The organism is Paenibacillus sp. EKM211P (assembly GCF_011066175.1).
GTDB lineage: Bacteria > Bacillota > Bacilli > Paenibacillales > Paenibacillaceae > Paenibacillus > Paenibacillus polymyxa.
The window spans coordinates 399800-421185 of the sequence record NZ_JAAMNS010000003.1; the positions used below are offsets into that span (position 1 = coordinate 399800).

The following is a 21386-nucleotide window of genomic DNA, read 5'->3' on the forward strand; positions in this document are numbered from 1 at the left end:
AACGAACTGAGGGTTCGGTTTACGGGTTTATTTGGTTTCCTGATAATATGGCGACGCATTGGTTGCTGAAATGCTTGTTCGGTTTAGTGTGGTGTCGCCTCCTTATAATCGTTATCGTCGATATTCAGAATTGCAGCAACTTGTTTTCTGTACCTTTGTGCTTTGCGGGTGCCGTGAATCAGATTGGACAAGCGTGAAGGCGGAATATTATGTGTCTCGCAAAATGTTTTCTGATCCAGCCGAAGCTCGACAAGCCTTTGTTTGATGGCCCACCCGAAGGAGGTGACAGGCATTTTGTTGTTCAAGAGAAATCGCCCCTTACGGATTCTTACGGAATAATTGGTGTGATATAATAATCATCAGTAAACATGTTAGAATTAACCATCTAAAACTATGATACACTTTTATACGTGTTTATACAATCTTAAATACGGTATTTTGTTAAAATGATTACTTAATTAAGTGCAAAAAGTGAAAATAATCCGACTATGGTCTGTTATTGGTGTGAATTTGGGATACATGAATAAAAATACTCTGCCGCTTGAGAAAAGGGCAGAGTATTTTTATTGTGACTGCTAGATTGGTAAACGACGCATCAGAGGGATGCTGGAAGGTGTTTAAATAGGACGGAGGAGGAAAAGGGTCTGGATGCATTCAATTGGCTGCTATGGCTCATATAGGGTGGCTGAGTGATGTAGGAGCTGGTCCGATGGCTGTGGAAAAGATGGCGCTGATATGAGCTTGGCGTAGGTTTGTTAATCTTCTTCCAGGTGGTAAGCAACTCGCTGGTCATATGATCGATAAGAGGATTTTTTTCCTCATAAGGAGGATTGAGCAGTCTAAAGGCATCTTCGATACAGAAGGATACCGCTGTGGCAAAATAGCCGTGAATGGTCTGTTCTATATCGCTTCCGAGGAGGGAGTTAATCCAAGTGTGGACAGTAGCGAGTGTGCCAATTGCATTGTATTGAGTGAGTGTGTCTTCCAGTTGGTCAAATGCGAGCCAAGGATAGAGAGCCTTGGTGAGCTTGAGCAGTCGCTGGCCAGAAAGTCGCGACTCTTTTACATGCTGCAAGGAAGGATGTTGGGCGTGCAGCATTTTATCAATAAGGGCGATCCGCCAACCGTCATTCTGCTGGATGGCTGCATACAGACTTTTAATGGCCATGCCGTCAAGGGTTGTGATTTGAGGATACCAATCGTCTCGCATGTAATGTTTCAGATCCTGTAGACTGTTCAGGTGTCCAGCGCGGAAACGCTCCTCCAATCCGTAGAAACGGGTGAAACCACCAATAGGTAGGGAAGGGTCCAACAATAATGCGTAGTTTAGCAACCGGTTACCTTTATGCAGGACGGTTCGCCTCCTTGAAGTGAATGTTTGTGTGATGTTATTTGACTCAAATCTTATTTTTATAATAATAATTTAAACATTTATGTAATATATATTTACACTTCGAACTCAATTATGTCAAATTAAATAATTTTATTGCTTATATATGTTATATAAAGTTACATTAAAAATAATTATAATATTCTTGTTTACAAATTGTTGCTGAGAGAGTATAATAAATCTGTTGCCTCAATACATTATGACATGCGGTCGTGGTGGAATGGCAGACACGCTATCTTGAGGGGGTAGTGGGCGTACGCCCGTGGAGGTTCGAGTCCTCTCGACCGCATTATATGCAATACCCAGTTGAAAAAGCATCCTGACACGTTTTACGTGAAGGGATGCTTTTTTTGTTAAATACTTTTCGTCATATCCTCCCGTCACAGAAGCAGTCGTATGGACAACGGACCGCTCGTTAACTGTAATGCATAAAGATTGTCAGTTTTTCTGCAAAAGCTTCTTAATATCTCCTACAAGCTTGTCTGGAGTGGTTTGCGGCGCATAACGCTTAAATACGTTACCTTCTCGTGTAATTAAGAATTTAGTAAAATTCCATTTGATCGCTTTGGAGCCTAATACGCCTGGAGCAGTGTGGGTCAGGTAGCGAAATAGAGGATGTGCCTGATCACCGTTAACATCTGTCTTGGCGAACATGGGAAAAGTCACTCCGTAATTGAGTTGGCAAAACTCGGAGATCTCCTCGCTGGAACCCGGCTCTTGTTTGGCGAACTGGTTGCTGGGAAATCCCAAAATTTCGAGCCCCTGTTCATGATACTGGTCATATAGCTCTTGTAGCGCCTTGTACTGGGGGGTTAAGCCACATTTGCTGGCAGTATTCACGATAAGAAGAACTTTCCCTTCGTATGTGGATAACGGAATTTGTGCCCCTTGTAGGGTCTGTGCATCATATTTATATACGCTCATGATATCCCTCCTAATTAAATATTCTACAATTAAATTGTGAACAATTCAACAAGGGGTTGCAAGTCCAGAAGAGTCTACAGACATTGTGCATTGTAAAATCGTCTTTTGTTCAAAACGGTAAATCGCACTTCAAATGGAGCAAATTGAGGTGTTTCTTCTCATAAAAAAGGCTTCATTCGATAATTATCTAGTACATATAGCGCATTTTCTTTCTTTTTTATAAATAAAGGGCAACCGTACCATACCCTACGCCAATATTGACATGCCTTTCATTTTCAAAAAGAGGTGAAATACAGAGTTTTAGAGAGATACGAGAAGCATAGGTTGGTTGTAAGCGTTATCCTTAATCTTCTATGCTCTAAAGGGTGATTTATAGCCTTGCCGTTGAGCTTTACAGTCTTCCTTGCACGGGTGTATGATTCAAGACGTAATTTCAAATTAACAACAATGAAGCAACAACGAATTGTCTAAAGCGCTGAATTTTGCAGTTGCAAAAGCGGGGGAACCAACGAGTATATACGGCTTTGCAAGCCGTGTGTCTCATGGGGTGAATTTTCCGGCCAAGTGCCGTAAATAGGGCGACTCTCACGTCCGAATCCGACAGCTAACCTCGTAAGCGTACAGGGAGAGGCAACAAACCGCCGTGTGCAGCCATGGTTTATTTTATCATGGAATGTATGAAGCCGGAGGAAGCCTTTTTCCTTCGGCTTCTTTTTGTTGTCTTTTTATACCGGGAGAGGAGCTACTGATGGAAGGTCGGTTAATTATTGTCACTGCACCGAATGAAGCGGGCAGAAGTTTTGTGAAATTGCTTATGTTCAAAAAATTGGCGTTTGCAGTTCTCACAAATAGCACCCAGGAGGAACGACAGCTTAAAAAAATGGGTGTGGAGCACATTGTGCGCATCAATACGATGCAAGCGGGAAAATGGAATTTTCCTAAAAAAGAAATTGGTAGTGTGTATTTGTTCGAAAACAGCTTGAATCTAACTTGCCGTTTCCTGCAAATATGTCGGCCACTAACATCAGAATTGATCTATGTTATTACGCACGGCTGTAATCCACAAGGAATTTATCGGGGATTGGGAGCGGACCATGTGATCTACACATTGAACGGAGAGGTGGGTTTCCTGCTGAACGGATAAGCACTTATAACATAGCTGGTTTATGATTTTATGATGGAATCAAAAGGGCAATCTGAAAAGCGATACGGAGGGTATGAACATGATGGATTTATACATGCTGCTCGTAATGGCTGTGAGTTATGGAGTGATACTGCTGTTTGTACGCTGGTGTGATGCGCAGACCTCAAAAGGAGGGCGAAGAGGATGATCGTTGTGCTAGGACTTACGGCTATTGTGTTCGTGTATTTAATCTACGCACTCCTGAATCCTGAAAAATTCTAGTCAACTATAGGATCGAGCAGGCGGGAACAGCAGATCAAGAATGCAGCATCAGAGATGCAGATTTTCGCAAACGTGTGCACTCAATGGATGGTCTGAATCAGGTCTGTTGTTCCAAATGCAGGGGCATTTTAAGGAGGAATAGAGGATGGAGCTACTGCAAATTGGGATTGTGATCATCATATTGTTGCTCTTGGTAAAGCCGATGGGCACCTATATGTATCACGTATTCTCGAATGAACCGAATCGGACGGATCGTATTTTTGGTGGAACGGAAAAGCTGATTTATAAGGCTGTAGGTTTGAAGAAACAAGACAGCATGCGCTGGACCACGTATGCTATGAGTTTCATTGCAACCAATGTGGTGCTTGTGGGGATCAGCTACCTGCTATTGCGCTTGCAGGCTATACTTCCGGGCAATCCGGTTGGGAACAGTAATATGGAAGCATCATTGGCCTTTAATACAGTAATCAGCTTTATGACCAATACGAATCTCCAACATTACAGCGGAGAAAGCGGGCTTACGTATCTGACACAGATGGCGTTCGTCACGATGATGATGTTTACTTCGGCTGCTTCGGGGTTTTCGGTTGCTGCGGCTTTTATGAGGGGATTGACGCGGCGCGGTGAAGGGCTGGGTAATTTTTTTCAAGATTTTATTAAAGCCAACATACGGATTTTCCTGCCGCTTGCTTTTGTACTTACGCTGGTGCTGGTGGGATTAAAAGTACCACAGACGCTACAACCCACGGCGGATATTACGACTTTAAGTGGTACACAGCAGCAGATTGCTATGGGACCCATTGCCTCATTGGAATCCATCAAGCATTTGGGCACGAACGGGGGCGGTTTTGCGGGAGCTAATTCTGCGCATCCTTTTGAAAATCCAAATCCTTGGACGAACGTACTGGAAATTTTGGCAATGTGGGTAATGCCGGCTTCGCTGCCGTATACATTTGGATTGTTTGCCCGTAATCGCAAGCAGGGCTGGATTATTTTCAGCTCGATGATGGTCTTGTTCCTTATTTTTCTAACCATAACGTATGTGTCGGAGAAAACAGGTAATCCGTTAATTCAGGCACTGGGTATGGATGCATCTCAGGGAAGCATGGAAGGGAAAGAGGTTCGTTTCGGCATTGGACAATCGGCATTATTCACTGCGGTCACAACGGCGGCAACGACAGGTTCGGTCAATAATATGCATGATACATTGACCCCGCTAGGTGGTATGGCTGCTTTGGGAGAAATGATGCTAAACGTCATTTTTGGCGGCAAGGGCGTCGGGCTGATGAATATGCTGATGTATGCGATTCTGGGAGTGTTTATATGCGGACTGATGGTCGGAAGAACCCCGGAATTTATGGGTAGGAAAATTGAAGGCAAGGAAATGAAGCTGATTGCGATTGCCATTTTGGTACATCCGTTTCTTATTCTTGCTCCCACTGCGCTTGCGTTTATGAGTCATTGGGGATATGATGCGGTCTCTAACCCCGGATATCACGGGTTGACTCAGGTGCTCTATGAATATGCATCATCTGCGGCAAATAACGGCTCGGGATTTGAAGGTCTTTCGGATAACAACGTGTTTTGGAACGTTACGACAGGAGCGGTTATGTTCTTTGGACGATATGTATCCATGATTGCATTGCTGGCTGTGGCGGCTTCGTTGAATGCCAAAGCGCCGACCCCGGTGACGATGGGTACACTGCGCACGGACAACAAGCTGTTTGGAGCCATCCTAATCGGAGTGGTCCTGTTGATTGGTGCGTTAACCTTTTTGCCGGTGATCGTATTGGGTCCTGTAGCTGAATTTTTGACCATGTGATGAAGAATGAGCATAGAAGGAAAATGAGAATGGATGAACGGGGTGCTTGATCATGAAGGAACAACGCAAACGCATGCTGGATAGAAGCATCTTGAAGCAGGCGGTCAAGGATAGCTTTATCAAATTAAATCCGATGATCATGATGAAAAATCCTGTCATGTTCGTCGTGGAGATCGGTACATTGGTCGTACTGCTCATGCTACTGCTTCCCGGTTATTTTGGAACCGGCAAGGAAATGGGCTTTAACTTGGCTGTATTTATTATTTTGTTGTTCACGCTGCTTTTTGCTAACTTTGCTGAAGCGCTCGCGGAGGGACGGGGGAAAGCACAAGCTGCTTCCTTGAAAAAATCCAAGCAGGACTCACAAGCTAATAAGCTCGTCGGGAATGAGATTCAGGTGGTCAGCTCAACAGCATTGCGTAAAGGTGACCTGGTAATCGTCTCTCAGGGCGAAATGATTCCAAGCGATGGTGAGGTTATTGAAGGCCTGGCCTCGGTGGATGAATCTGCAATTACGGGAGAATCAGCTCCGGTCATTAAGGAATCGGGCGGTGATTTTTGCTCGGTAACTGGCGGGACGCGGGTAGTCAGTGACCGCATTAAGGTGCGGATTACGACTGAGCCGGGTGAGACGTTTATTGATAAAATGATTTCGCTCGTGGAAGGTGCACAGCGGCAAAAAACGCCAAATGAAATTGCGCTGAATACATTGCTGATTAGCTTAACGATTATTTTTCTCATTGTGGTGGTGACACTGGCCCCGATAGCCCGTCATTTTAAGATTGATTTGCCTGTCCCCGTGCTGATTTCGTTGCTGGTCTGTCTGATTCCGACCACGATTGGCGGGCTTTTGTCGGCCATTGGGATTGCTGGTATGGACCGAGTTACCCAGTTTAACGTGCTGGCCATGTCAGGCAAGGCGGTAGAAGCATCCGGGGACATCAATACGATGATTCTAGATAAAACGGGTACCATCACCTTCGGTAACCGGATGGCGAGTGAATTCGTGGTTGTAGATGGTATAGAAAAGGCAGAGCTAGCGAAATGGGCGGCGATGAGTTCACTAAAGGATGAGACGCCTGAGGGACGCTCGGTACTGGAATTGATGCGTAAGCAGGAATACACGCTGGATGAATCCTTGGCAGCAGGTGGAACCTTTATCGAGTTCAAGGCAGAAACCCGGATGAGTGGTCTGGATTTCGCTGATGGACGAAGAGTACGCAAAGGCGCCGTGGACTCTGTCCGGCAGTGGATTGTATCGCAAAAAGGCAGTGTTCCGGCCGATCTGGAGGAAAAAGCGAATCAGGTAGCCGCAGAAGGAGGTACACCGCTAGCAGTGGCGCTGGATGATCGGATATACGGCATTATTTATTTGAAGGATACGGTGAAGCCGGGCATGAAGGAGCGCTTTGATCAGCTCCGGGAAATGGGCATCCGCACGATTATGTGTACAGGTGATAATCCGCTGACAGCAGCTACCATTGCACGGGAAGCGGGAGTGGACGACTTTGTAGCTGAAAGCAAGCCGGAAGATAAAATTGCGGTTATCCGCCGGGAGCAGGAGCAGGGTAAGCTGGTGGCTATGACCGGAGATGGTACCAATGATGCCCCTGCGCTGGCCCAGGCAGATGTCGGTCTAGCCATGAATAGCGGCACAGTCGCGGCCAAGGAAGCTGCTAATATGGTGGACCTGGATTCTGATCCGTCCAAAATTATTGAGGTGGTCGCTATCGGCAAGCAGCTGCTTATGACACGTGGGGCATTGACAACGTTCAGTATTGCGAACGATGTGGCTAAATATTTTGCCATTATCCCGGCGATGTTCATGCTGGCTATTCCGCAAATGGGTGCATTAAACGTCATGAGGCTGGGCTCCCCGTTATCGGCTATTTTATCGGCGCTTATTTTTAATGCAGTCATTATTCCACTTCTGATTCCGCTGGCAATGAAGGGTGTAAAGTATAAGCCAATGAGCTCGGATCGGCTATTGGGACGGAATTTACTGATTTATGGTCTGGGCGGTATGGTGGTACCGTTTGTCGGCATTAAGGCCATTGATTTGCTGGTACATTTGTGGATTTAGTGCAGAAAGGGTGAGCGACATGAGTGGTTTTTATCGGATGTTATCTGGACGCAGGTTTGCTGCACATGAGAAAGCCGGGTCTGGCGGACAAGGTCATAACAAGCGTACAGGGACGGAGGCAGTGCCGGAAAATCAACCGGAGAGACAAGAGATGCGAGGAAGCACGGTTATTGGAGTGGCTTTGCGAACTTCTGTGCTAATGATCCTATTGTGCGGTTTGGCATACCCGCTGGTCAGCACAGGAGTGGCGCAAGTCCTGTTTCCACAGCAAGCAAACGGCAGTATGCTTCGTGACACGGGGGGGCGGGTGATCGGCTCTGAGCTGATTGGACAATCCTTTGCCAATCCGGCGTTTTTTCAAGGTCGGGTATCAAGTATCGATTATAATGGAGCTGGTTCAGGCTCAAGTAACTACGCACCCTCGAACCCGGCATTGGTGCAGCGGATCAAGGAGTCTATTGCGGATTGGCAGAAGCATAACCCGGATGTACCCGTCAGTCAGGTTCCATTGGACCTGATTACGAACTCCGGCTCTGGTCTGGACCCGCACATCTCGCCACAGGCGGCACAGGCTCAAATTCCACGTATTAGCGGCTTGACGGGAATTGGGCAGGACCAGCTGAAGGCGCTGGTGCAGGAGCAGACAGAAGGCCGCAGCGCCGGGGTGTTCGGCGAGCCGCGTGTGAACGTGCTCAAGCTGAATCTCGCACTTGAAGCGCTAATGAAGGTTAAGCCAGTTAAGTCATAGATGGACGAAAAAGGTATCCCTGAGCGATAAGTTTGGAGGGATACCTTTTTCTATGGGTTAGGGTGCTCTGGGATGGATAGCTGCAAAGGAAGTATTTTATTTCTTATAGGTGATATGAATTTGTTGTTTACTTATTTACTTAGTTTTATATTGTTTGATGAATTTTTGGCTTTCCTTAAGGCTGAAGCGAGTACCAACATGTATATTAATACAATAATACCAATGACTAAGTAAGATAATTTAATATTCATTAAATCGGTGAGAGTACTGCTCAAAATAGGGCCGATCATTAGACCAATCGAGTATGCCGTGTTATAGAGAGCAAAAGTAATTCCATAAGAATGAATTCCACTTCGTTGAGAAATATCAGCAAGTTGAGGTAAGCAGGGAGCAAGAACCATACCCATGCTAACTCCTAAAACAGCTAAAATAACAGCTTGAAGTGATAATATTGCTGGAAGTGCAGTTAGAGGAAGAGCAATGGATACCATAAGTAGACCGAGGAGAATTCCATTTTTATAGCCGATCTTGCTGGAGAATTGACCTATAAAGGGGGTTGCCAGGCCATAAGCAAGTGTGGGAATAGCAAATAACAGTCCAATAACTCCTGGATTAGCGCTAAAATTGTGCTGCAGGTGTAACGGTAATGTTGGCTCAAGTACGCTTGGGACGGATGCACCGATAATTACAACCCCGATAACCAAAAGCAAATCTTTATTTTTCATGAACGAAAAAGGAGATACGTACTTTTCATTTTTTTCTTCCGGAATATCGTGCAGGAGTACTAATCGAAGTATAGCATCAACGACAGCCAATGCGATGGCAAAGTAAAAAGGGAGTTGGTAACTTCCCCATTGATACAACCAACCGCCTATTGTCGGTCCGAGAAGGGTTCCAGCGGCTTGCCCAGATAACGCCAAGCCCATGGCTTTGCCGCGTTCTTCAGATGGGTATAGCTCAGCCAGCAGAGCGAGCCCTGCTGTCCAGGTCATTGCGGCTGCGACCCCTTGAAGAGCACGTGCCAGTACAAGCAGCCAGAAGGTGTGGGCTATGGCGAACATTAAAGTGGAAGCTATGAGTCCAATTAACCCCCATAACAGAGGAGTCTTTCTCCCAATCCGATCCGTTAACAGACCAAAAATAGGAGTAGCTATAAATAGTGCAATTGCATAACTACTGAACAAAAATCCGATTTCGGTTTGAGTGGCTCCGAGAGAATCTGCGTATCTTGGCAAAATGGGTACGACTAATCCATAGATTAACATGTCAATGAATACAGCTAATCCGACAACGATTAGAGCAGCCTTTTGCTTATTGTGTACCCCTTTACTCATTTTCATCATTACATCCTCCTATAAGTTTCTTCTGATTTCCTCTTTAATTTGCTTAACAAATTTTAATTGCAGCTCGCATTGATCATAAATATTTTTGAAAATTAACATGACGTTTACAGGGATATCCATAAGTTCAGCTTTTTGTTCCTGACCTAATTTCATTTCTTTATAAATGTTTTCAATGGCTTGATGCTGAAAACTTAAAGCTTCTTCTATTTCATGGAGGCCAGCCTCATCCATAAAAGTCAAAGCTGTGTACAGGGCTGTTGGAAACACAACAGAAGTTTCTTTAAATGATTCGATTAAAAGCCGACTAAACTCGCTTTTCCCAGCCTCCGTAATAGCATATATAGCTTTAGACCGATTCCCTGTCTGTTCCAATGTTTCTAAACGCACAATACCTTCTGAGTCCAGTTTTTTTAAGGCGTGATATATGGAAGCTGGTTGCACATAAGCCCATTTATCCGTTTGTGCTGATTGCATTTTCTGTTGTATTTCATATCCAGACATTGCTCCGTATTGTAGCAAGAGCCCAAGAACCATTACACGTGTCGTACTCAAGATGATATCTCCTCCATAACTTTATTGCTAAATGTTTTATACTAAATATTTAGTAAAGGATTATAGTCGGATTATATCATTACAATCCAATGATGTATAGGTTTACAAAAACAGAGAGCCGTAAATATACGAAAGAAACAGTAGGTATTATGTTTTTTGTTGAACAGAATGCAGCGTTGATTCTAAGCATATTGGAAAAATAAATGAATAAAAAGAGGTATTCCATGGCTATTTTGGACTCCAGGAATACCTCTTTTTTTATTGGTTACTTGCAAACAGTCTGTCAACCTGTAATTGTCTGAATAATGAGGACTACATTCAAGATAATGATGACAGCAGTCACGATCCAGGTTATTACTTTTTGCCACATTTTATTTGCAAATTCACCCATAATCTTTTTGTCACTGGTAAAGAGCAGTAATGGAATGATGGCAAAAGGGAGCTGGATGGATAAAATAACCTGACTTAGCACAAGTAGCTCTTCTGCACCTTTTTCACCTGCAATCGCAGTGACGATGACTGCCGGAATAATTGCAATAAGGCGGGTCACCAAACGACGCAACCAAGGTGAGAGACGAAGGTTCAAGAAGCCCTCCATCACGATTTGTCCGGCTAAAGTACCTGTCACGGTCGAGTTTTGACCTGAGGCGAGTAATGCCACTCCAAACAGTATGCTCGCAAGTGTGGTTCCCAGTAATGGCGAAAGCAGATAATAGGCATCACTAATCTCTGCTACATCTGTTCTTCCTGCTGTATGGAACACGGCAGCTGCTACGATCAAGATGGCTGCATTAATGAATAGAGCGAACATGAGCGCTATACTGGAATCCCAAGTTGCAAATGTAATAGCTTCCCGTTTACCTGCTGATGTCTGCTCATATTTGCGAGTTTGTACAATAGAAGAATGCAGATACAGGTTATGTGGCATTACAGTAGCTCCCATAATACCGATGGCAATATACAGCATGCTTGGATTCGTCAATATTTGTGAGTCCGGTACAAAGCCACCCAATACACCGCCCCATTCCGGTTGTGCCAAAATGAGATTAATGCCAAAACAGCCGGCAATCGTGGCCATTAATACAATGACGAGTGTTTCCAATGCCCGGAAACCTTTATTTTGCAGCAGCAAAATGAGCATAACATCAAATGCGGTAATGATGACTCCGTATAGCAACGGGAGACCGAACAGCAGCTTCAGTGCAATGGCTGAACCGATGACCTCGGCCAAATCCATGGCTGCAATGGCAATTTCGCATAAAAGCCATAAGCCGATCGCGACAGGACGACTGTAAGCATCACGGCACATTTGAGCCAAATCTTTACCTGTAGCAATACCGAGCTTGCCAGATAAGGCTTGCAGCAGAATGGCCATCAGGTTGGAGATTAGAATGACACTAAGCAGTGTATAGCCGAATTTTGATCCCCCAGCGATGTCTGTAGCCCAGTTGCCAGGGTCCATATAGCCGACAGCGACCATATAGCCTGGTCCAGCAAAGGCAAGAAACTTCCGAAACCAGGTGCCATCCTTCGGAACGCTCAAAGAACGATTCACTTCCGATAGTGAAGCGATTTCCGCGAAGTTGCCCTTTGAATTTTTCATACGCTTCACCTTCTTTGTTCATATTGAAATATATTATTAGTGACATAGCGATTGCGTTATCCCTATTGTACACCCACAATAGTTTTTGTCTAGTGCAACTTTTATGTGGTTAAGCAAATTTATCGTATTTTTGAAGCAATTGGCCATCTTAATTAAAACTAAACAATGGAAAAAACCAAGCCATATTGCTCTCAAGGGGCAGCTTGGTCGTTTTGAATTTTCTAAGTGTAGGCGGCTCATCAAGTTAGGGGCTTATAACATATAGTGTAAACATAAAAGAAGTGGAACTAAACGGTAAATAAAAGGGTTATTATCCCTTTTGAAATGATTCATTTTGCGTGGCTCGTTTAAAGTACATACGAGAAGGAAATCATGTATTAACATGATGAGGATTCCTGCGGAATGCAAATAAGATGGAGAAGGAGAGATGAAATCATGGAAGCTTTATACACAGCATCAGCAACGGTACATGGTGGAAGAGATGGTTCAGTGGCTTCTTCAGACGGGGTATTGAAGCATAAGCTGAGCACACCGAAGGAACTGGGTGGCGCAGGTGGAGATGCTACGAATCCGGAGCAATTGTTTGCGGCAGGCTATGGCGCATGCTATGAGAGTGCGTTGGCGAATGTGGCCCGCAAAGCCAAGGTAAAGGTGGACAATGTAGAGGTCACCAGCCACGTATCGATCGGTAAGGACCCAAGCGACGGCGGCTTCCAGTTGGCAGTGCGTCTGGATGTAAAGATACCGGGGATTGAGCGTTCTCAGGCGGAAGATTTGGCACGCCAAGCACATGATTTTTGTCCGTACTCCAAAGCCACTCGCGGTAATATTGATGTTGAACTCAACGTCATTTGACCGCATTTTTTAAAGATCTCACACATGGCCGCCGATGGATCGGCGGCTTTTGCACCTAAATCTTGATCCGCTGATATGTACGACCATTTGACATCACCGCCAAAATTCATTAAGATGTCATAGGTGATTCTGGTCATCAGGTACGAAACAAATTTGAAAAATACGGGTGATATGATGTCTTACAGACCGAATATTGTTAATTTCACGCTGGCTGGTAGCAACGAAAAGGAAGGGCTTTATGAGTTTAAAATGAGTTTGGCCGATGGAACGGAGTGCCGCGTTTTTTCTCAACGTAATCCGGAGTGGACTTTGACGAATATTAGTCGACTGCTAACGACACCTTGCCCGGTATGCCATAAGGATTTTATCTGCAAGTGTATGGATCAGTTCCATGAAGAGTTTTTAGAGCAAATTAATGCTAAACAGCTGTTTGAGAAAGCATTGAGCTAGTTTTTCGAACAGGTAAGGATTATACAGTTCTAGACAAGCGTCGGATATTTTCGACGTTTTTTTGTTTATAATTGAATCGTTGCGTTTTCATGCCGTTGATTTCTCTGTGGAGGTGAAGTACGTTGATGAACCAGTCTAGTCATATCCATATCGAACATTCCATTGTATTGGTGGATGGGGTATGCCACTTTTGTCAGGGAGCAACCCGCTTCATTATCAAACGTGATCCTAAGGGAATATTCCATTTTGGTTCCCTGCAATCCGAGGCAGGACAAGAACTTTTACGTGCAGGTGGACTGTCTACAGATCAACTGGATACATTCGTGCTGATTGAAGACGGTACGTATTATACAAGGTCAACTGCAGCTTTACGGATTGCCAAACGCCTTCGTTTTCCATATCCGCTGGCTTATGTATTCATCTTGATTCCCCGCTTTGTGCGCAACGCAGTCTATAACTGGGTAGCTCGTAACCGATATCGTTGGTTTGGCAAGGATGAAGAGGATCAATGTCAGATCCCCCCACCAGAAATTAGGAAACGATTTTTTTAGTTGCTTCTTTTGTGTTTATTTTTGCGGCGATCATTACGAATCAGTAATATTACAGCTACTGCGATCAGTAGAAGACCCGTAACCGATACATACACGATATGGCGTACATTGGGTACGTTGACCGACAATTTTAGCTCGTTAGACTCTAATGGAGCAATGTCCCAATAGAGTGTCTTTCCGTCATCCGACACACGGTCCGCATTACTGGAAGCAGGCTGGATGGGTAGGGATAGGCTGAAGTTAAGATCCAGTTGCCGCTCTAGTAATTTGCGTGCGAACACATTCATTTGTTCTAATTTATCACTCAGGCCACGAGCTTCTTCAGGAAGCATCCGAGGTAGATCGAGCTTAAGCGTAAGATCCATATTGGTTGTGAAAAAATGCTGGCTCACTGCGCGATTTATTTCTAATCCCTCAGGCAGATTTGAACCCTGATCGGGATTTTTTTGGTTTGTACTCCAATCCCCTTGATAATGCCCCTTTATTTGATAACCCTTTCTCCCCTGCTCCGATAGCGGCTGTACGTCTACATTGTTGCTTTGTATACGTTGAATTAATCGATCGAGCAGCCCCGGATTGTCCAACATCATCAGTGTCTGGTTGTTTACGCTGAACGTTGCATCCATATCTACACTTTGATCCAGATGAACATCTACATGAATGTCACCCCGAGCACAGGAAGTTAGGGTAAGCAGACAACATACCAGCATAAATATGAGCATTATTTTTCGTAACTGTATTTGCCGACGTTTGTTCCGATAAGGGCTGTATCCTGTTGGGTCCATGACCTGCACCTTCTTTGTATGGTTTCTTTGGTATAGCGACTGGATATCTTCTATATATTACACATTCGGAGAGCCAAAATCGAACGATATAAAAGAATAGTTAAGATTTATATCTCAAAAATGTTTCCTTAGGTAAAAACTTTAGTGTATACTCTAAAATATAGCGTAGTTAAAAAATAATTGTCTCAAGGAAATAGTTTGTCCCAAAACAAATATTAAGAGGAGGATTTTAAAACATGAACAAGCAGTTTAAGAAGGCTTTGCCGCAATGGGTAGCGACGGTTGGAGTGTTGTCTCTGGTTCTAGTCCTAGCGACGGCATGTACAGATGCCAAGAAGACAGAGCAGGGAGCTGCGAAGGAGGCTGGGCAAAAAATAAAGGCTACAACTACCATCGGTATGATCTCTGACATTGTCGGGAAGGTCGGCGGTGATCATGTGGAGGTCACGGGAATTATGAAGTCAGGTGTTGACCCACATTTGTACAAGGCGTCTCAGGGAGATATGCGTAAGCTGGATAAAGCCGACATCATTTTTTATAACGGGTTGCATCTGGAAGGAAAAATGCAGGACATTCTGGAGAAAATCAGCAAGCAAAAGCCCGTTATTCCCGTGTCCAAAAACATTGCTCAAAATCTATTGCGTGCAGCTAGCCCAGAAATGGGGTCTGAGTATGATCCGCATATCTGGTTTGATGTACAAAACTGGGTGTCTGCGGTAGAAACGGTCAGAGATGAATTGTCGGAACTGGATGCTGCTCATGCGGAGGATTACAAGGCCAATGCCGAAGCTTATCTCGCTGAGCTACGAGAACTGGACGATTACACGAGAGAGCAGATTGCCAGTATACCGAAGGCTCAGCGCGTACTTGTCACAGCACATGATGCCTTTGGCTATTTCGGAGACGCTTACCAGATTCAAGTAAGAGGCCTTCAAGGTATGAGTACCGAGTCAGAGGCAGGCTCACAAGATGTGACCAAGCTGAGAGATTATCTGGTGGAGCATAAAATTAAAGCCATATTTGTAGAATCGAGTGTGCCGAGAAAGGCCATCGATGCCGTTATCCAGGGTGCAGCTCAGCAAGGTCATACCATAAAGGTTGGCGGCGAGCTGTATTCGGATGCTATGGGTGAAGAGGGTACAGAAGATGGAACATATATTGGAATGGTCAAGCATAACGTGAATACGATCGTTAGAGCTCTTAAATAAGGAGGCGTAGACACATGGGACATTCACCACTTGTTGTTCGTGATTTATCGGTAGCATATCAAAAAAAGCCCGTTTTGTTCGATGTTTCCTTTGAGGTGCCGGAAGGCAAGCTGATTGGTATTATTGGTCCCAATGGAGCTGGCAAATCTACACTGATCAAGGCTGTGCTTGGGCTAATTCCAAAGCTCAGGGGTGAGGTGCTGGTATACGGCAAGCCCTATAAGCAACAGCTACTCAAGGTTGGATATGTACCGCAGCGGGAGTCGGTGGATTGGGATTTTCCGACGAATGCCCTGGATGTGGTTATGATGGGACGGTACGGCAGACTGGGCTGGTTTAAGCGTCCGGGAGCAGCAGATCGTCAGGCTGCGATGGAGAGTTTGGACAAGGTTGGAATGAGCAAATTTGCAGACCGGCAGATTAGTCAATTGTCAGGCGGGCAGCAGCAACGTGTTTTTTTGGCGAGAGCACTTGCGCAGGACGCTCAGCTTTATTTTATGGATGAACCGTTTGTCGGTGTGGACGCTGCAACAGAAAAAGCTATTATTTCATTACTTAACGATCTAAAACAGCAGGGGAAAACAGTGCTTGTCGTCCATCATGATTTATCTACAGTTACGGATTATTTTGACCAGGTTATGCTGTTGAACGGGCATCTGATGGCGTTTGGAGAGACCGCAGATATTTTTACCGAGGGAAATCTGCAACGTACGTATGGTGGACGTCTGAGTATACTCAAAACAGGCTCGGAATCCGGCACGATACTCGGAGTGAGGTGAGCAGTATGACAAGCTTGGTGGCGCTTTTGACAGACCCGAACATGCAGTGGATTCTGTTAGGATGCATTTTACTCGGTTTAAGCAGCGGGGTGATTGGCAGTTTCATGTATTTGCGTAAGCAATCGCTTATGGGAGATGCTTTGGCCCATGCGGCTTTGCCAGGGGTATGTGTGGCATTTATGATAACAGGCACAAAATCCATATTTGGATTTATGATTGGGGCAGCCATTGCAGGGATTGTTGCTACCTTTGCCATCAGTGCGTTAACCCGGTATTCGCGAATTAAAAGCGATTCGGCGATTGCAGCGGTGCTGTCCGTGTTTTTTGGCTTCGGCATTATGTTGTTGACCGAAATTCAGCATAGTGGTGCAGGCAACCAAAGTGGGTTGGATAAATTTTTATTTGGCCAGGCTGCGGCAATGGTGTTGTCTGATGTCTATACGATGGCGGTAATTTCGGTGGTGCTCATCGGGATATGTATATTATTTTTCAAGGAATTTAAGCTGCTTAGCTTTGATCCCGGCTTTGCCCGTGGACTTGGTTTTCCGGCAGGTCTACTGGATAAGTTATTGATGCTGTTGATTGTTATTGCGGTGGTGGCTGGTATTCAAGCTGTGGGCGTCATTATGATGGCTGCTCTGCTAATTACCCCGGCCGTGTCGGCAAGATACTGGACAGAGAAGCTGGGTGTTATGGTATGTCTCTCAGGCTTGTTTGGTGCTATAGCGGGGCTGGGTGGGACCGTTATTAGCTCTCTGGGACAAAACCTGCCTACAGGACCATTGTGCGTGTTGTGTGCGACTGTGGTATTTGGTGTAAGTCTGATCTTTTCACCACAGCGCGGAATGATTTCCAAGGCTATCGTTCGGTTGAACGCCAGAAAAAGTCTGGAGCAGGGAGTCGGAGCACAGCCAAGGGAGGAGCGTGCCCTATGAGTTCATTTTATGTGATTCTGACGGGAATGTTAGTGGCAGGGGGATGTAGTATCGTCGGATGCTTTCTCGTGCTTCGGAAAATGGCTATGATTGGTGATGCAATCAGTCATGCGGTACTACCTGGTATTGTCATTGCCTTTCTAATCAGTGGATCGAGGGATTCGGTGTGGATGATGTTTGGTGCAGCCGTGCTGGGGCTTCTAACCGTGTATCTGATTCAGCTATTCCAACAAAGCGGTCTGCAAAGTGATGCTGCCATTGGCGTGGTGTTTACGACATTGTTTGCTATCGGTGTACTGCTGATCAGCGTGTTTGCTTCCAATGCCCATCTGGATATGGACCACGTTTTGTATGGGGAAATTGCTTATGTCCCGTGGAATACGATAGAGATTGTTGGCTTCGATATAGGTCCGAGGGCTGTGTGGATTACGGGCGCGATGTTTTTGATCAATCTGCTCGTGGTAGGGGGCTTTTTCAAGCAATTTATAGTCACTTCCTTTGATCCTGCATTGGCAGCTTCATTAGGCATTCCGGTTGTTTTTTTTCATTATCTGCTAATGAGTCTCGTATCGCTAACAACAGTGGCGTCATTTGAGAGCGTGGGTGCGATTCTAGTGGTTGGCATGCTCGTTGTACCGCCTCTTACCGCTTATTTGCTGACGGAGAAGCTGTCCCGTATGATTGCATACAGCGTCGGAGTTGGAGCCATTAGCTCGATCGTAGGCTTTTATACAGCAACTGTATTGGATGCTTCTATTGCGGCTTGTATGCTGTGTGTGTCGGGTGTGTTGCTGCTTTTGGCTTTTCTATTTTCCCCGTCTCATGGTGTAGTATGGCGAAAGTTATTTCAACAGCGAGGAATCGTTGGCGAAAATAGCAAGTGAGTCTCGTAGGAAGTGATCCTATATGAATTACTCAAAATAGCGTGCAGACGGGCATAAAGTGCCTGAATGCACGCTTTTTTACGCTTATGCTAAATTGTGCTGCTTTTTTTGAAGCAAGCTTGTTGGGTCATCTTGAATTAACCGGGACACGGGAGTACATTCTTTACAACCACACAAAAGGGTTCGGAACGAGCTGTTACGCTGCGGGGAGGAACGAAATTGGAGAGCTTCAAACGTAAATCACCAGAGGAAATACTGGATTCCATTAACAAACTGCATCGAGGCAGACTCAAAATATACATTGGTGCGGTCAGTGGCTCGGGCAAAACGTATCATATGCTGCAGGAGGGACAATCACTGCAGCATGAAGGGATTGATGTTGTAATTTGTGCAGTATCGACTCTGCAGCGGCGTGAGACCGTGGAACAGGTCGGTTCCCTAGAGCGAGTACCCAGTATTCATTGGATGAAGGATGGCGAGGAGCAAAAGGATCTGAATGTGGAAGCTTTGGTGGCACGAAATCCTGAGGTGGTGCTGGTGGATCATTTGGCACATCATAACCGAAAAGACGCCTCGTTTCCAACAAGGCTGGAGGATATTCGGTATTTGCTGGAGATGGGAATTAGCGTCATTACGACGGTCAATGTTTATGAACTCGAAGGGATCACGGAGTGGGTATATCAGCTGACTGGCTTTGAAGCGGAATATACGGTTCCGGTTGATACATTGGAGCTGGCGGATGAAATTCGTCTAATTGATGCCACCCCGGAGATGATTCTGGAACGGCTGGCGAAAGGTTACATGCATACGCCCAATCCAGAGATGTTTCACCGGGGGAATTTGGGTAAATTGCGTGAGCTCGCTCTGCGATTAGTAGCAGAGGATGTGAATGATTCGCTGGAACGGCACCGGGAGGAGCTAGGCTTGCACGGGGCGTCAGGAGCAGCAGAGCGTATTTTGGTGCCTGTCCAATATCATTGGAATGGGTCCATTTATGTACGTAGGGGAGAACAGGTGGCCAAGCGGTTGGGTGGAGATATGCTGGTGGTCTCTTTTGTCAGCTCGAAGCGCAAGCTGTCCAAGGAATCAGCAGCCTTCAAACGTTCCATTGAGCAGTTGGCCGATAAGATCGGTTCGACATTTGAAGAAATCCCGCTCTTTTCCCGCAGAAGGCTGCCACGCCAACTTATCCATTATGCGGTGACTCACAATGTTACCCGAATTGTTATGGGGCATTCTCGGCAGACTCTGTGGCAGGAGCTAGTTAAAGGATCACTGGTGAACGGAATTTTAAAACGAATGAAAAATATGGATCTGCTGTTGATTGCAGACCGAGCGGAGCAGGAGGGCGAACGGATTTTGCCAACGATGAGACAGGAGGAAGGAGATACTGATCCGTATCATCGTTTGAGCGTTGAGGAAGTACAGGCTGAGGAAGCCAAAATTCTGCGGGGCAAGCTCAAAGTATATATTGGGGCTGCTCCGGGGGTCGGCAAAACATACACCATGCTGAGAGAGGGAAATGATCTGCTGGAAAGCGGGATTGATGTGGTGATCGGATTGCTGGAAACGCACGGAAGAGCAGAAACACTAGCCCAGGTAGGATCTCTAGAGATGATTCCCCGTCAGTCTATCGAGCGTCATGGTGCACATTTGGAAGAGATGAACACTGAAGCCATTCTCAGGCGTAATCCTGAGGTAGTGCTAATTGACGAGCTGGCGCATACCAACGTTCCGGGAAGTCTGAGATCTAAGCGTTATGAGGATGTACTGGCCATTTTGGAACAAGGTATTTCTGTTATATCCACAATGAATGTGCAGCATCTGGAGAGCTTGAATGACGCAGTAGAACAAATTACTGGGATTCGGGTGAGAGAGACTGTCCCCGACCATATGATGCGTCTGGCCGATGAAGTCCAGCTTGTTGATGTGGCTCCCAAATCGTTACAGCAACGTATGCGTGAGGGCAAAATTTACGCTCCTGCGAAGGTGGAGCAGGCACTTAGCCACTTTTTTAAGCTGGGTAATCTAATTGCGCTGCGTGAACTTGCTTTGCGGGAATTGGCAGATGATGTAGATGAGCGGCTGGAATCCTGGGATCGGCACGAGTCACTTCGGGGACCGTGGCGCAGGGAGGAAGTGATTTTTGTAGGCGTGACGCTAAGCGAAAATGCTGAAAGGTTGATTCGCCGCGGTTTTCGGATCGCCTTTCGCCTAAAGGCTGTATGGATTGTGACTTATGTTCATGTTGGTGAGCGTATACCGGAGAGGTTACTCCCTCGTCTGGAACAACTAAAGTTGCTGACCCACCGACTGGGGGGAACCTTTGAAATTCGGCTTGTTTCCAGCCGACGCGAGATTGCCGACATTTTGATTGCTCCAGTGGAAGGATATTCAGGCACGCAGCTCATTGTGGGGCAGTCTTCCCGAAGTAGCTGTTGGGGGAAGAGTGCGGTCGTGCCGAGGATTCTCCGTCAAGCACGTCATATGGATGTTCTTATCGTGGCGGATTATGATCCGGATATTAAGCTGGAGACAGATTATTAAAATGCCCAATCCATTCATAAATAGTCATATGCTGGTTACCGGTTGTTCACTGCTTCCATAGTATATTCTATCTCAAAGAAATGGAGGCGAGTTTGAATGTATAAACATCGTAAACATGATTGTCATTTTCCAAAGCCAAAAAAACGTGTTTTTAAGAAAATCATTAAGGTGACTGTCATTAAGTTTAAACCAAAATTTAAACGTGATCACTGGAAACATGAAGACTTTGATAAGAAATGTCATTGCCGGAAACGTCGTCATCATCGCCATCATCGCCATCATGACTGTCATCGTCGTCACCACAAATTCTACTAAGTTGAAGATCATAGGAGGCGGGGCTAGACTTGCCCGCCTTCTCCTAGTACCAGGATTCTAGGAAAATACGTGCGCAAAAAATACTTGCTCTAACATAGGTGCTATGCTATTCTACCAGTAAATAGATTGCACGTGACGGAAGCACCGTTCACCAACCGTATGTACTTACGGATGGATGAACGGTGCTTTTTTGCGTTGTTGTGTTGG

At 45.5% G+C, this 21386-nt stretch carries 20 protein-coding genes, 1 tRNA gene and 1 riboswitch; of the genes, 14 read left to right on the forward strand and 7 right to left on the reverse strand.

Features of this window, described 5'->3' with window-relative positions; all coding sequences use genetic code 11:
• Positions 1-83: 83 nt before the first annotated feature.
• Together G9G57_RS07965 and G9G57_RS07970 are read right to left on the reverse strand one after the other, a co-directional pair.
• Positions 84-305: a Rha family transcriptional regulator gene (locus G9G57_RS07965; RefSeq protein ID WP_013369935.1), complete on the reverse strand. Its 222-nt coding sequence runs from the start codon at positions 303-305 to the stop codon at positions 84-86.
• A 290-nt stretch (positions 306-595) separates the two neighbouring features.
• Positions 596-1333: an urease accessory protein UreF gene (locus tag G9G57_RS07970; RefSeq protein WP_016818370.1), complete on the reverse strand. Its 738-nt coding sequence runs from the start codon at positions 1331-1333 to the stop codon at positions 596-598.
• A gap of 263 nt (positions 1334-1596) precedes the next feature.
• Here G9G57_RS07970 and G9G57_RS07975 point away from each other — a divergent pair.
• Positions 1597-1679 (forward strand) — tRNA-Leu (locus G9G57_RS07975).
• 149 nt (positions 1680-1828) lie between these two features.
• Here G9G57_RS07975 and G9G57_RS07980 read toward each other — a convergent pair.
• Positions 1829-2314 (reverse strand): glutathione peroxidase, encoded by a 486-nt coding sequence (locus tag G9G57_RS07980; RefSeq protein ID WP_016820704.1) that lies wholly within the window; start codon positions 2312-2314, stop codon positions 1829-1831.
• A gap of 463 nt (positions 2315-2777) precedes the next feature.
• Positions 2778-2949: riboswitch (cyclic di-AMP (ydaO/yuaA leader) on the forward strand.
• 113 nt (positions 2950-3062) lie between these two features.
• On the opposite strand from G9G57_RS07980, the gene G9G57_RS07985 reads away from it, so the two are divergent.
• The 5 genes from G9G57_RS07985 to kdpC all read left to right on the forward strand — a co-directional run bounded on the left by G9G57_RS07985 (position 3063) and on the right by kdpC (position 8372).
• Positions 3063-3458 carry a hypothetical protein gene (locus G9G57_RS07985; protein ID WP_016820703.1) on the forward strand — a complete coding sequence of 132 codons (396 nt, stop codon included), beginning with the start codon at positions 3063-3065 and terminating at the stop codon, positions 3456-3458.
• A 183-nt stretch (positions 3459-3641) separates the two neighbouring features.
• Complete coding sequence (gene kdpF / locus G9G57_RS26385; protein ID WP_080561203.1) at positions 3642-3719, forward strand: K(+)-transporting ATPase subunit F; 78 nt, start codon at positions 3642-3644, stop codon at positions 3717-3719.
• Between the two features lie 145 nt (positions 3720-3864).
• The gene (kdpA, locus tag G9G57_RS07995) at positions 3865-5541 is read left to right on the forward strand and encodes a potassium-transporting ATPase subunit KdpA (RefSeq protein ID WP_164964803.1); all 1677 of its coding nucleotides are present in this window, start codon (positions 3865-3867) and stop codon (positions 5539-5541) included.
• Between the two features lie 52 nt (positions 5542-5593).
• Entirely contained in the window at positions 5594-7624 is a 2031-nt protein-coding gene (gene kdpB, locus G9G57_RS08000; protein ID WP_164964804.1) for a potassium-transporting ATPase subunit KdpB, read from the forward strand.
• 19 nt (positions 7625-7643) lie between these two features.
• Entirely contained in the window at positions 7644-8372 is a 729-nt protein-coding gene (gene kdpC, locus G9G57_RS08005) for a potassium-transporting ATPase subunit KdpC (protein ID WP_164964805.1), read from the forward strand.
• A gap of 131 nt (positions 8373-8503) precedes the next feature.
• On the opposite strand, the gene G9G57_RS08010 is transcribed toward kdpC, so the two are convergent.
• The 3 genes from G9G57_RS08010 to G9G57_RS08020 form a co-directional block, all read right to left on the reverse strand.
• A complete protein-coding gene (locus G9G57_RS08010; protein WP_103042304.1) occupies positions 8504-9712 on the reverse strand; it encodes an MFS transporter in 1209 nt (402 codons plus the stop codon).
• Positions 9713-9724: 12 nt separating this feature from the next.
• Positions 9725-10267: a PadR family transcriptional regulator gene (locus G9G57_RS08015; RefSeq protein ID WP_164964806.1), complete on the reverse strand. Its 543-nt coding sequence runs from the start codon at positions 10265-10267 to the stop codon at positions 9725-9727.
• A gap of 283 nt (positions 10268-10550) precedes the next feature.
• Positions 10551-11870, reverse strand: a complete 1320-nt coding sequence (locus G9G57_RS08020) for an Nramp family divalent metal transporter (RefSeq protein WP_019686568.1) — start codon at positions 11868-11870, stop codon at positions 10551-10553.
• Between the two features lie 435 nt (positions 11871-12305).
• Here G9G57_RS08020 and G9G57_RS08025 point away from each other — a divergent pair, with 435 nt between their 5' ends.
• The 3 genes from G9G57_RS08025 to G9G57_RS08035 all read left to right on the forward strand — a co-directional run bounded on the left by G9G57_RS08025 (position 12306) and on the right by G9G57_RS08035 (position 13726).
• Positions 12306-12725: an organic hydroperoxide resistance protein gene (locus G9G57_RS08025; RefSeq protein ID WP_013369947.1), complete on the forward strand. Its 420-nt coding sequence runs from the start codon at positions 12306-12308 to the stop codon at positions 12723-12725.
• 123 nt (positions 12726-12848) lie between these two features.
• Entirely contained in the window at positions 12849-13175 is a 327-nt protein-coding gene (locus G9G57_RS08030; RefSeq protein ID WP_017426537.1) for a hypothetical protein, read from the forward strand.
• Between the two features lie 125 nt (positions 13176-13300).
• Positions 13301-13726, forward strand: coding sequence for a thiol-disulfide oxidoreductase DCC family protein (locus G9G57_RS08035; RefSeq protein WP_045244032.1), 426 nt, complete (start codon positions 13301-13303; stop codon positions 13724-13726).
• On the opposite strand, the gene G9G57_RS08040 is transcribed toward G9G57_RS08035, so the two are convergent.
• The gene (locus tag G9G57_RS08040) at positions 13723-14511 is read right to left on the reverse strand and encodes a DUF3153 domain-containing protein (RefSeq protein WP_045244031.1); all 789 of its coding nucleotides are present in this window, start codon (positions 14509-14511) and stop codon (positions 13723-13725) included. The two genes, G9G57_RS08035 and G9G57_RS08040, sit on opposite strands and share 4 nt — an antisense overlap.
• Before the next feature lie 236 nt (positions 14512-14747).
• Here G9G57_RS08040 and G9G57_RS08045 point away from each other — a divergent pair, with 236 nt between their 5' ends.
• The 5 genes from G9G57_RS08045 (at position 14748) to G9G57_RS08065 (ending at position 20864) form a co-directional block, all read left to right on the forward strand.
• Positions 14748-15719, forward strand: coding sequence for a metal ABC transporter solute-binding protein, Zn/Mn family (locus tag G9G57_RS08045; RefSeq protein WP_164964807.1), 972 nt, complete (start codon positions 14748-14750; stop codon positions 15717-15719).
• Between the two features lie 14 nt (positions 15720-15733).
• Positions 15734-16498 carry a metal ABC transporter ATP-binding protein gene (locus G9G57_RS08050; protein ID WP_013369953.1) on the forward strand — a complete coding sequence of 255 codons (765 nt, stop codon included), beginning with the start codon at positions 15734-15736 and terminating at the stop codon, positions 16496-16498.
• 5 nt (positions 16499-16503) lie between these two features.
• On the forward strand, positions 16504-17433 hold the full coding sequence (locus G9G57_RS08055; protein ID WP_164964808.1) for a metal ABC transporter permease: 930 nt from the start codon (positions 16504-16506) through the stop codon (positions 17431-17433).
• The gene (locus G9G57_RS08060) at positions 17430-18317 is read left to right on the forward strand and encodes a metal ABC transporter permease (protein ID WP_164964809.1); all 888 of its coding nucleotides are present in this window, start codon (positions 17430-17432) and stop codon (positions 18315-18317) included. The genes G9G57_RS08055 and G9G57_RS08060 overlap by 4 nt, the downstream gene beginning before the upstream one ends.
• A gap of 219 nt (positions 18318-18536) precedes the next feature.
• On the forward strand, positions 18537-20864 hold the full coding sequence (locus G9G57_RS08065) for a histidine kinase (protein ID WP_164964810.1): 2328 nt from the start codon (positions 18537-18539) through the stop codon (positions 20862-20864).
• Positions 20865-21386 lie beyond the last annotated feature (522 nt).